Genomic DNA, 13,011 nt, shown 5'->3' on the forward strand with positions numbered 1-13,011 from the left:
TATATACTCTATAAGGATACCTGCACTTCTCAATAGATACAATTATGAGGGATTGACCTCAATGCTCTTGCGCTTTGCTCATGGTTATTTTTTTATTTGAAGTTATAGAAACGTGACTATTGCTCTATAACAATATCTAAGTTATTTATATAGAATCAGATTCTAAAATATATTTACATTGCATATAATCATTTCTAATTACATTCATTAATATTGATATACTGTCTTTCAAGAACATTGTTTGTTATAAATGTATCTCTAAATATTGCTTTAAGAAAATAAAAGAGAACTACTTTTATCAATTATATTTTTCGGAATCATATATTACTCTTGCAGATGTCCACTCGGGTTTATAAAAATGATTGGGTTCTTATGACAATAAGTATACGTTTAGTGATAACGGGGCTCTGGCTTCCCTTAAGTAACTACATCTGTTATTAATCATATGGTTACTTTAAAATATGTCATCCCCTTGTATATTGTATCAAGTGAGTCGCTCAAAACGTCCCATGCCTCATATGGAGGGCGGTGACCTTAGAAGGATAGCCTACCCCCAACAAATAAGAATACAATGTTAAAGCATTACACATTATGTATAAGTATTTATGATGTTATCAATTTGTTGTAAACTATCTTCAACAGATTTGCTAGTATCGATTATATATTCATCATCAAAAGGATTTACATCTAACTTTTTATAATGCTCAAATACATGGTCAATTGACCTAAAAGATTGATGTGGTAAGGGATTTTTAAGCCTTTCCTCATGTCTTCTTTTCCATTCATCTACATCACTACAGTTAAGAAAAAATTTCATAATTTTATTGTCTTTAAAGTCTAACCTATCAAAAAAGGCTTTCGCATGCCTTCTGTCACCAAGAGCAATGTCTAATATGATATCAGTATTTAAATCAAGGCTTCTTTGGATCATTCTTAATAGAATATTATAGCAAATCTCATTTCTAATAAATCTTTTATCAATATTGGTACTACTTTTCAATGCATCTACAATGTCATCTTTACAAAAAACAGGAATTGATAGATTTTTACCAATCATATTGGCTAATGTTGATTTACCAGTTGCCGCCTTTCCTCTGAAAATATATATTGTCCCCATCTTCAATGATACCTCCAATTATAATAAAATTTCTGTAATAGATCTATTGATTATCTTTAATCACTATAATAATTACTTAGAAATGAATGAGCCAATTTCATCTAAGTAACAAATTTTCGATAATAAAATAATATTATCAGACATATCCTTTCAATGCAAATATCATTCCCAATAAATTAAATGAATAGCGTTATTATGAGCATATATATGATACTTTACTGCACCTCTGTAACTATCCATAATAATAAACCACTTAGATACATTTTAACATAATGCTGTATTTTCTGTACATATAAGATATGTTATGTTGATAACATTATCCTATCCTATAGGTACTGTTGATAATACGATGATTACACATAGAAAATCAACATACTTTGTAAGTATTAATATAGGTAGATTCTATATGTCTAATCATTATAATAAGAGGGTGCTTGCATTGAATAGTTGATGCTAGAATATAAATAGGACAACTCAAACTCGTAAAATCCTGTGTTTAGCTAAATACAATTATTACGAATTTAACTTCTCCTTTTTCTTGACATAAGACCACAAAATTCATTAGCTCTTTTGGTGGAAAAGAAAAGATGGAAAAAGAAATTACAGATACTATGACAGATAATAGCTTAATTGCAAAAAATACTTTGAGAAAATTAGGTGGTGGACCTGTAGATACATTTTATTATAAAGCTATGGCAACAAGATTTAATACATTTGTAATCATGATGGATAGCTTTAATTAAACAATATGAATTATATAACCCCTATTGATAAGTATAATATCTATAGGGGTTTATTTTGAATAACATAGTCAAGTTAAAAACTGAGTTCCTAACAAGTAAAATATCCAAGGACAAAGTATTATCCATACAATAATTATAATATACCATATTCTATTTATTGTGACCTTTATGCTTAATATCCATATAAGAATAAGGTTGCCAATATTAATTATAATCGGTATCAAAGAAAAAAATGAAATAACACGTGTTTGAAGTTGAACGAGATTAATATTATTATTCGTATCATCAAGTCCAAATGCAAAAAATAATGTGATATAGCCATAGGATATTATACTGTATGTAATGACGATAATTGATGTAACCACTAATAACATAAATGATTTCTTTTTATTGCTTTTAACCTTCAAATCAATCTTCCCTCCCTAACTTATATTATATCAATGCTAAAAAGCAAAAAACAATAAAAAAATATTTAAAATAGTCATTGACCTCGAATAAACCCAATGATAACCCAAAGCTAGTCAATGTAAAAGCTGAATGCTATCGCTATAGGAAGGTGAATGGATATGAAATATTTATTCAGTATTGTAGGTTTACTTTGTTGTGATAAAATATAGTTGTAACAAAGATGACTTTTTGGTATAACATTAATATAAGAAATGATGTGCCAATTATGTCAAAATATTATGATGATGAATTCAAAAAACGCATAGTAAGATTAAGACTTGAAGAAGGTAGAACTGTAAAAAGTATTTGTGAAGAATACAACGTATCAAAATCAGCCATTAACACATAGTGTAAAACATTTAGCGAAGAATGCCAATTAACTCCCGAAAGTAAACAAGATTATGATTATATGTTAGAAAACAGGAATTTGCGAAAAAAGTTAGAAGAACTTGAAAAGGAAAATAAATTCTTAAAAAAAGCAGCGGCATTTTTCGCAAAGGAAATCGATTAGCGGAGTATCGATTTATTCAAGAAAATCACCATGAATTTGGTGTTAGATGGTTACTTAATAAATTTAATATCTGTCCAAATGCTTATTATAACTTTCTGAAAAATCGAAGGGGTGTTTATAATGCACAAAAATTGAAAACACATGATAAAATTAAAGCAATTTATCATGAATACGATGACATTTTTTAGGTAAATACCCTTAAATAAATTTTCTAGAAAACTATTAACAATGCAATTGCTACTATTAAAAAAAATGCACTTGCTTTAAGAAAATATTTTATTCTATTTTTATAAATATCTTTATCGTTCTTATCAAATAGCGAAAATACATAGATGATACAACTCAAAAACACACAAAGATGCCTAACAAAATAAACATATAACTAAAAATTTGAACATCAGTTAACACTTCACGATAATTTAACGTATCATGGAACATGAGGTACTCCTTTCAATAGTAAATTGAGGATATAGTGTACATAGATGAAAAAAAGCATATGGGCATAATTCATCAAAAAGTAATATTAATAATTTGAATAAGTATTCATTCTCTTGGTTGTATGAAATACATAAAATAATACTTATTATATCAAATAATAGAGAATAAAACATAAAAATATTTTTAATTTTTAAGTTAATCACCACCACCCGTAAAACGGGTGGTTTGCACTTAACCTATAAGGGTATATTACTAGCTGAGTTTCAAGACTCATTGAATAGTCTGCCAACTGCATTTTTTTTACTCATAGATATAAGCTTTTCAGAACCACAGTCATAGCCCGTGGTATTCATTAATACAATAAAAAGGGCTAAGATTAGCCCTTTCATGATAGTGATTATGTAAATGTAAAATCTCATAAATTAAATCAGTCCAATGATTATGGATATTGGACTAGCAGGTTTGAGTGCTGGACTGCTTTTTACCGGAACATATGTTTCTGTTTCTGGTACCACCCTCGGTATAGTTCTATCACTACAAAATGTTAGTAAAAACGCTATAGCTCAAACAGTTGATGATGCAGCTGATTCTATACGTTACAATGGCAAACTACTGAAAGTAAGATTTTTCAGATCTGATATTTATGGTAATCTTAGTCCTCTTAAAGTTCGTTTTCTGTGAATGCAAATGCTGACACAATGGTATTTAAGGGTGTTGAAGCATCAGACTCAGCGCCAGAATAGAGTTGTATGAAGAAATACTATATCTAAACTATCCTGAAGCAGATCATCTTGCGGATATTTGAATAGATTAAAGACAATTATAATCATGCAATACTTTATTAAATAAATGTACTAATGATAAAGAACTTTATTAGAAAGATGAATCAAAGTAATCCCAAAAAAAATAAAAGTGGATTGACTTTTATATTTGCAGCTCCTCTTATGGGTATAAAATATATTTTAGACTTAAGTTTTAGTTGAAAAATATCTTGAATCATCAATTATATCATATGGGATATCATCATATACCACTCTAAAAATATTACAAAATATGACAATTTTCTATTGGTAATATTTCATAAAGAAAAATATGTTTTTTTGGTCATATTTACTTTTGAATGCATTTTATCCCATAAAACATGTCGTTCGTCAGGATTTGTTGAAAATAAATCAAATATTCTATATCATAGTACTTGTAAGAAAACATAATAAAAAACAAATCAATATATTGATAAGTAAAGTATTGCAAAGGGAGGAAAAAAATGGTCCGACCTAGAAGAAGAATCAATTATTCACATGTTATGAATCAAGTAAGAAAAATAAGACAATTGTCAAGTGATTTAAGTAATGAGTCAAGAGATTTGAATAATATCATTAATGATATAGTGTACATATGGAAAGGTGAAGCATCCAGAGAATTTATCGGTCAAGGTGAGATGCTAGAAGGAGACATAAATTCTACATCCAAAAAAATGTCTGAGATAGCAACTAGAATATCTGATGTTGCCTATGACATTAAAAGAGAGGATGATAGAAGACTTGATGCATATTACGATTGGTTAGAAAGACAATCGGACTATTATGATTAAAATGAATGAAAGAAATAACAAGGAATTACTTATAATTAAAAGGAGGTTTATATTATGTCAAGATCAATTGATGTAACACCAGGAGAATTAGAAAAACAATCAGGGCTTGTAACTCAAAAGGTAGATGCATATAAAACATTATATGAGAAATTAATGACTGAAGTAAATAATCTAGACAGTAAGTGGAAAGGTGAAGGTAATGCCGCTTATGCTAAACAAATTACTAATTTCAGACCTCAGTTTGAAAAATTAGAAAAAGTTCTCAGAAATTACGCTGAATTTTTAATGAAAGCTGCAAATGTATATAGAAAAACAGAAGAAAATATTGTAAGTAATGCAGGTAAATTAGCAAGATAAATTAAAAATATATAATAGAAAGGAAGGATATATATGGCAAAGTTTACGGTTACTACACAGATGTTAGAAGATACATCTTCTAATATAGCAAATATTAACACACAATTTAATGAAATCATGGATGATATAACTGGACTAATGAATAATTTACAGGCAAACTGGAAAAGTGATGCAGCAGAACAATTTATAAGCAGATTTCGAGGTTTAAAAAACGATTTTGATAATTATTCACAAGTTATAGTTTCATATTCAACATTTTTAACTAATGCTGCTAATGATTACTCTTCAGCAGAAACTGCTATAGATAAAGCAACTGCAGATTTATTCTCATAATAAAATATTTAAAAGGACTGCCTATTTATAATTTAGCTTTTAATATATCCATATATTATATCTTTACACCCTTACCCGTTTATCTAGCTAAATTAAAGGACTAATTGGCAGTCCTCTATTTTGCTTTTTTATAAAAGAAGATTTCTATACGAAAAGAGTCTTACTATTAGACTTTACTAGGAACATTTTCTAACACATAGAATAGTTTTAAGGTGGTGGCATGGTTGCAAATAACAGCTCAACTACAACACATGAGCATTCTAGCAGAAAAAATTAATGATATACAGAGAAAGATTAAGTCAATAGCTTATGACTACGAAACAACTAAAAATAATCTAGATGAAGAAATCAAAGATATAGGTAATATCAATAATTTGATGAGGGAAGTAGATGAAAATCTTAGTAGAATTATTTTGACTACTAAGAATTATGAGGAGTTACTTGTATATTCATGTGACGAGTATAGAAAATCTGAAGAAAAGATTAACAAGTTGTATCAAATGTATCAACAAAATGAATCTCCAAATAAGCGTAAAAAAGTATATTCATTAGTAGAAAAAAATAAAGATACAATCAATAATATTAACCTAAACATTATAAAAACTGTAGAATCATGCCCTTTACTAAATAAAGAACAAATTACAATGTCGAGAGTGACTAAAGGGGTTATTGAAGAGGGAAAAAATATTTATATAAGAACATGGAAAAAATAAGATATGAATTATAGGTGATGGCTTTTGGGTAATATGTGGATAAAAACCAGGGATCTTGGTAAAAATGAACACACCTTGAGGAGATGCTCGAATAATGTATCAGAAATTGAAGACTCATTTCGTTCCCTTAATTATTCTCTGGATAGTGATATAAAATATAGAGATAGTATAGGTAGTGAGATGTTGTACATTCAAAAAAATTTAGATGAAATTGCTAGAAATTTATATGAATTGAGTGATTTTGTTAAGAATACAAAAAATCAATATGAAAAAACAGAAAGAGAATTAGAATGTCTTGTATGTAATCTTAATAATATGACTCAACATAATAAAATAGAAAATAATTACAACAATGATATTCCTATTTTAAAAGGATTTAATTTCTTATCTAAAATAGGGCTCTTTGGAATCTTTGGAGGGCTTTTTACTACTATTAAGAATCTAAGTGACTTTTTCTCTAGTAAAAAGGTTATTAATAATACTGACAACTATAAATATATAAGTTATAATAAATTTGGTTATGAAAAGACAGTTAAATTCCTTGATTTTGATGGATTAGTATTAGAGAAAAATATTTATCAAGGTAAAGTAGCCGAAGAGATTAAATCAAAAGACATTATAGGCTTGAAAAAATCACTAGAAAATATTCTAAAGAATTATAAAGGTTTTGAAGTAGATTTAACAGACCATAATGGTAATTATAATCCAAATATAGATGAAGATTTGGATGAAGCAGTTTACAAATTTTTACTTGGATTTGAAGAATACCATAGAGGGAATAATTTAATCTTTACTTACGAAGCTTTACCAAAAGAATATAAACTGAAGACTTTGTTACATTGGGTTAATATGACCGAAAATGACTATAGTACCTTTGAATTTGTTGCTAATCTATTACCTGAAGAATACTATGAAAACATTCCTCCTATTCCACTTAAAGATGATGAACTTGGTATAATAACTAATGAAAATAAATACGAAAGTTCAGCTGCCTATGAATACTATGCTAAATACTATTATCCATTAGATGCCTTAAATGAAATCAATCATTGGAATTTTCCAGAAGAAGTAAAAAGAAATAACTTTTATACTTGGGCTAGACTTACATACGGTTCTAGTGCTAAAGAACAGGGACAAGAATTTCGAGTGGGGTTGTTTTGGGGAATATCTGTAGTGCCATTAAAAACAGTTATAGATACTATTGAAGGAATATATAGTATTATTACAGATCCTGCTCAACTCAAGGTCTTTGCAGCATTTATGGCAAAAGCTATAGTATATGAAGAATATCGAGATGCATTAAAAATGATGATAACTCAGGCTATAGAAGAATGGAAGAATACATACAATGAAGCGGAACCTTTTGATAAAGGATGTATGATAGGTAGTTTGATAGGGGAAGTCCTATGTGCAGCAATTGAAGGTGGAGAAACTGCCGCAAGTATAGTAAAATTCGTTAAAAGTGGTGGATTTAAAAAAGCCATAAAAGGAGTAATGCAGACAACAAAACGACTAAATAAGATAATAGCTGCTAAGTTAGATGAATTACCAGACCTTATTAGAAGCATTACTAGAACAAAAGAGTATTTTGAAGTAGTGACACCAGAAGGAATTATATATAAAATAGACATTGATGATTTGCCTGATGATAAAATTAAAGAACTTAATAATATGGTTGAAATTACGGAAAAAACTTCTAGTAAACTACTTAAACTAACTAAATGTGACATTCATGATCTTAGTTCATATCTTAAGAAAATTGATGATTATAAAGGTACCAATTATGCTGAGGAATTTTTATCAACTGGTAAATGGCCTGATGAAATTCAAATTCCAAAAGATCCAAAGGTTTTAAAAGCAGATGGAAGTATTGATTGGGCTCAGGTACCAGAAGGAGGATATGTACTTAATGATAGAGGTAAGGCAATAAAAAATGATTACATACCATCAAAAGGTGAGATAATAGATAGGTATGGACCTAGTAACGGTAGATATACATCTCCTGTGATAGATGGAAAACCCTATAATTATGACCAGCGTTCATTACCATATATTGAAGATTCTTCTAAATATCATCAATATAAGGTAGAAGGTGACTTCAATAATATTAAGAAATATTATAATGAGTGTACGAATCAAAGACTTAAAACTAAAATTGATGCATATATGACAAAATATAAATTAACATTTGATAAGTTAAAAGTACAAAAAGGTAATATTGCAAAAGGATTTGGTTCTACAGGAGGAGGTATCCAATATGAATTACCTTTACCAGTTGACATGTTAATTGAGTTAAAAATATTATTTGAAATAAAGTAGGTGATTAATAATGGATAATATGCAAGCAATGAAAATTATTGAGGATGAAGAATTGAAAAATTATAATTGGTTTAATGATCATGAAGTTAGTCCAAATGAGATATGTATTAGTAAAGTAAATGACCATTGGAGCGTATTCACTTCTGATGAAAGATGTAGCAAAATCTCAGAACAATTGTATCAAGATAAGAGTAAAGCATTAGAAGATTTTATCGAAAGATTAAAAGCAGATAAAATATTAAGAACTCTTTAATAGATACCATTTTTTTATTCAGCAGTGTGTAGATTAAAAGGTAAAAGTATAGGAATTACAAAAAGCTAAATCAATTTAAGTGTATAAAAATATATTAACTAGTACTAATACAACATAATACAGCAACTCAAAGTTATTGAAATATAAGAACTCCAATTACTAAAAAATAACAGTGATTGGAGTTCTTATATTAACAATATTATGATCAAATATAACCCAAAATAATTGATTTATTGCATTTCATCCCATAAAACATGCATTTGGTCAGGATTTGTTGAAAAAATCATAAAGAATATATACTATAAGAGTAAATACTTATTAAATATATTAATTACAATTTAACTATATTTATTTATATGCAATTATAAAAAATTAGGAGGAATAAATTATGTCTAGTATAACAAAGCGTGTTGAAGACATAGATGAAAAAGTAATCGAACTAAAGCCTATGTCTCCCAAAATGAGTTATTCTGATGATGAGAAGTTGACTGTAAATAATACTAATAATTGGACTATAGATAACATTAATAATGAAATTCATAAACTAAGCCAAGAAATTCTACAATTAGAAGATGATTTATACGTGACCAAAAAAATGGTAGAACAGACAGTAACAGCATATAAAGAAATTATAACTTCAAAGAATATAGTTAATAGTAATGATAAAAATCAATCAGATGATATGAGTAATGAATATGACAAAAAATTAAATGAATTAAATAGAAATCTAAACGAAAGCTTTATAACCATGTGGGAAATCTATCAAGAAATATATTCATAATCAAATTTTAATACATCACATAAATAATTATTGATAATTAAGATGTAGCAATAATTAAAAAAATTTGATAAAATAAAGGAGAAGAGTATGAATAATATAAGTGTAAATATGGAAGGACTAGGAGATAAAATAGCTAATATACAGAATATCTCTAATATAGTTAGTGGTGTTGGTAATAAGTTAGCATCTATAAGTAGTGGTTTAGATAGTGATATAAAATATAGGCAAAATATAGATGGAAAACTTCGAAATCTATGTAGGGAGATCAATAATCTAGAGAAAAGTATAAATAGAACATCAGAATATATCAACCAAGCTATAACAGCCTATGCAGATGTAGAAAAAAAACTTATGGATAGTTTTAACGAAATGAATGATGAACCAAAAGCTGATATACTTGATTTAACAGATAAAATTGAAGGATATTATCTAAGCTTAAATAGTAAAATTGCTGATATCTTCGGGGTAATTCAATCTACTATAAAATCGAGTATAGCCCATTTAATAGACTTTTTTGATAAGGACAGTGATGAAATCATAACTAATAAACAGCTAAAAAAAGAAGATTTATTAATTTCCATGCCAGAACTTGAAGGTATTCTAACTTATGATAATAATAAATATAATGAATATGTGAAGCTTATGCAACAAAGGTTAAATGAACTAGGTTATAGAGACTCAAGGGGAAATCCATTAGCTGTAGATGGTTATTTTGGAGATAGAACGTTAGAAGAAATAACAAAATTTAAACAAAATAATAAGTTATGGAATTTTGGTGAATATGAAGGAAAGGTTGGAGAAACAACATGGGAATACTTATTTGTAAAAGCAGAACCCATAGTAATTAATAAATCAGAAGGAGAAAAAGTACAAGATAAAGTACAAGAGAAACCTAAAGTTGAAAATAGTACAAGAAAATATGGTAATCCTAATTATGATGAAATTGTAAACTATATAGAACAGTACTGTGATGAAATAGGACTTCCAAAAGATATTGGGCTTGCAATAGCATGGACAGAAAGTAGAATGACTCAATATGAAGGAGATAAATTAGCTAATGCAAATGAAAATAAGAATAAAAATGGTAAAGTCACATCTACCGACTGGGGAATAATGCAGCTTAATGATAAATCTTGGAGTGATAAATATGATTTTGAACATATTAGAAATGATTGGGAATACAATGTAAGATGTGGTCTAGATGTTGCTCTCAATAGATATAATGAAGCAATAAGACGTAATGAATCCAATATTCCAAGAGCAACATATTCAGGATATAATACATGGAGTAATATTGACAGATATAGAACAGAAAAAGACCAAAGGGATATTAATTTTTATACGTATTATAAAACAAAACCATGGGAAGCTAAGATTACCAATGAACAACCTAAGATAGATAATAATCATCATAATCAACAAGAAACTAAGATTAACACTAACTCCAATTATAATATGGTTGATACTACATCATGGAATGCAGTAAAACCGAAATATACATATAATTCAGGACCAAGAACACCTGAAGCATATAATAAATTGATAGATCAATTTAATGTAGAGTCTAATCCAAGGTACGTACCTAGAGGTGGTGCTACATATTGTAATATTTATGCTTGGGATATCTCTATAGCAATGGGTGTAGAATTACCTAGATTTGTAGAGATAAATCAAAAAGGGAATTTAGAAGATGCCACAGGAAAAGCCATAGGACGTAACTTGAAAAAAGGATATATCTTATATCAAGATGAAAAGAATGCAACAGCTACTGAGTTAAATGCTAATAGATTAGCTATTTGGCTAGATGCTCAAGGAGAAAATTATGGATGGAAAGAGATAACACCTGAAGAAGCTCAAAAAAGAGCTAATGAGGGATATATGACTATTTCGTGTATTGATGAATCTCCTAGTATAGGGCATGTTCAAGTTGTTCGTCCTACACCTCACGGTAGTGATTATAATTCTAAAAAAGGAGTTTATCTAGCTCAAGCAGGGAAAAGTTCCTCAATAAGTAATGGTCTTTATTTTAAAGATAAATATGAGAGTGAAAAATATTATAAAAGGTATAAATTTTATACCCATGATTAGATTTTTGAAAGGAGAATAAAATGAAAAAGCAATATGTTGGGCTTATTAGTTGTATAGTTTTGGTTATGATAATTGGAGCTATAGTTTATTTTACATCAGCAAATAAAGGAGTAAATGGTACAGGGATAGAAGATTCTGTAACATCTTTAGAGCAAAGTAAGACTAATAATGATGATAAAAAGGATGTAGAAGAATCAGCTGATGATAATGTTGATTATAGCAAAATATTAATAGGTATGTGGCATGCCAGTAATCAATTAGGAGATGGGTATGATGATATATACACATTTAATGAAGATGGCACTTTTAGATTTCAATATAGTCAATATGACAGAGATAGAGAAATTATAGACTATTCGGGTAAATGGGTAGTATTAGATGATAAATCCCTTACTCTAACGATAGATACAAAACACATCTTAGATACACAAGCACCAAATCATAGTATAGAAAATAGAAAAATTAAGGAAATTGCATTAGAAACCCTAGAAGAGCTAAATTATTCTTTAACTGATTTAGAAGAGACAGAAGAATCTAGATTTCCTTTAACTATTAAAATTAATGGTACTAATTATTGGAAATTAAGTGGACAACAATATAGTGAAAAAATAAATACAACTAAAATAGAAAAGTTTACTAAGGAAAAAATTAATGAATTCAATGAAGCAGCTTCAAAAGCAGAAAAGACACCTACACATGAGAATATCATAAAAGCTCATATTATAGGTAAAGTATTTGATAACCTTTATATAGAAGAATCTGACAGAAAATCCATAGATGATAAAAGAATATTTCTACAAGATAATATAAGCAGTTTTTCTGTGATTTATTCAGGTTTTTCATCGGACAATATTCAGTTCATAGCTATAATTCAACCACAAATGTCAAACAACTTTGATTTCACGGATTTAGTTAATAATATAACGGGTGTTAATAATGAAATGGATATATTAAGTAATATCATGACAATAGAGCCTGATTATTTCTATGCAATTGACTTATATTCAGAAGATTTACTAGACTCTAAGGATAAGATAAAAATTGATAACTTACAATTAAAATTCGATAATGAATATGAATCATTCATAAATAGGGATACAAAAGAAATTAATGCTTATTTAGATGAATATGGTAGAAAGATGAAAACTGATTTGTCATTAAATAATAAGTCATGGAATTTATTTCTATTCAAAAATAATTATCTTGACCCAGATGAAATAATTATCCAAGTTAATGGAGAAGTAGTTAAGTTAACAAAATGATAATAAATATAATATAGAAGGTAGAATCATAAAATAAAGATTCTACCTTCTATATTAA

The 13,011-nt window shown here is 28.1% G+C and carries 12 protein-coding genes and 1 pseudogene; 12 read left to right on the top strand and 1 reads right to left on the bottom strand.

Annotation, left to right across the window (positions count from 1 at the left end; translation table 11 throughout):
• Positions 1-589: 589 nt before the first annotated feature.
• A complete protein-coding gene (locus N4A55_RS06645) occupies positions 590-1,117 on the bottom strand; it encodes an AAA family ATPase (protein ID WP_293754782.1) in 528 nt (175 codons plus the stop codon).
• Between the two features lie 587 nt (positions 1,118-1,704).
• Here N4A55_RS06645 and N4A55_RS06650 point away from each other — a divergent pair.
• The 12 genes and pseudogenes from N4A55_RS06650 (at position 1,705) to N4A55_RS06705 (ending at position 12,953) form a co-directional block, all read left to right on the top strand.
• Positions 1,705-1,860, top strand: coding sequence for a hypothetical protein (locus tag N4A55_RS06650; RefSeq protein WP_293754783.1), 156 nt, complete (start codon positions 1,705-1,707; stop codon positions 1,858-1,860).
• A gap of 673 nt (positions 1,861-2,533) precedes the next feature.
• Positions 2,534-3,000 (top strand): annotated as a pseudogene (locus N4A55_RS06655) (transposase); the annotation flags it as partial.
• 718 nt (positions 3,001-3,718) lie between these two features.
• On the top strand, positions 3,719-3,937 hold the full coding sequence (locus N4A55_RS06660) for a hypothetical protein (protein ID WP_293754784.1): 219 nt from the start codon (positions 3,719-3,721) through the stop codon (positions 3,935-3,937).
• Between the two features lie 583 nt (positions 3,938-4,520).
• Positions 4,521-4,847, top strand: coding sequence for a WXG100 family type VII secretion target (locus N4A55_RS06665; protein ID WP_293754785.1), 327 nt, complete (start codon positions 4,521-4,523; stop codon positions 4,845-4,847).
• A gap of 54 nt (positions 4,848-4,901) precedes the next feature.
• The gene (locus N4A55_RS06670; RefSeq protein ID WP_293754786.1) at positions 4,902-5,204 is read left to right on the top strand and encodes a WXG100 family type VII secretion target; all 303 of its coding nucleotides are present in this window, start codon (positions 4,902-4,904) and stop codon (positions 5,202-5,204) included.
• Between the two features lie 33 nt (positions 5,205-5,237).
• Complete coding sequence (locus N4A55_RS06675) at positions 5,238-5,537, top strand: WXG100 family type VII secretion target (RefSeq protein ID WP_293754787.1); 300 nt, start codon at positions 5,238-5,240, stop codon at positions 5,535-5,537.
• 224 nt (positions 5,538-5,761) lie between these two features.
• On the top strand, positions 5,762-6,250 hold the full coding sequence (locus tag N4A55_RS06680; RefSeq protein ID WP_293754788.1) for a hypothetical protein: 489 nt from the start codon (positions 5,762-5,764) through the stop codon (positions 6,248-6,250).
• Positions 6,251-6,283: 33 nt separating this feature from the next.
• Positions 6,284-8,569 carry a TNT domain-containing protein gene (locus N4A55_RS06685; protein ID WP_293754821.1) on the top strand — a complete coding sequence of 762 codons (2,286 nt, stop codon included), beginning with the start codon at positions 6,284-6,286 and terminating at the stop codon, positions 8,567-8,569.
• A 10-nt stretch (positions 8,570-8,579) separates the two neighbouring features.
• Positions 8,580-8,822 carry an Imm59 family immunity protein gene (locus tag N4A55_RS06690; protein WP_293754789.1) on the top strand — a complete coding sequence of 81 codons (243 nt, stop codon included), beginning with the start codon at positions 8,580-8,582 and terminating at the stop codon, positions 8,820-8,822.
• Positions 8,823-9,210: 388 nt separating this feature from the next.
• The gene (locus N4A55_RS06695; RefSeq protein WP_293754790.1) at positions 9,211-9,603 is read left to right on the top strand and encodes a hypothetical protein; all 393 of its coding nucleotides are present in this window, start codon (positions 9,211-9,213) and stop codon (positions 9,601-9,603) included.
• 87 nt (positions 9,604-9,690) lie between these two features.
• Positions 9,691-11,691 carry a peptidoglycan-binding domain-containing protein gene (locus N4A55_RS06700; RefSeq protein ID WP_293754791.1) on the top strand — a complete coding sequence of 667 codons (2,001 nt, stop codon included), beginning with the start codon at positions 9,691-9,693 and terminating at the stop codon, positions 11,689-11,691.
• Between the two features lie 20 nt (positions 11,692-11,711).
• Positions 11,712-12,953, top strand: coding sequence for a hypothetical protein (locus N4A55_RS06705; protein WP_293754792.1), 1,242 nt, complete (start codon positions 11,712-11,714; stop codon positions 12,951-12,953).
• Positions 12,954-13,011 lie beyond the last annotated feature (58 nt).

This window comes from Vallitalea sp. (genome assembly GCF_025211055.1).
In the GTDB taxonomy this organism is placed as follows: Bacteria; Bacillota; Clostridia; order Lachnospirales; family Vallitaleaceae; genus Vallitalea.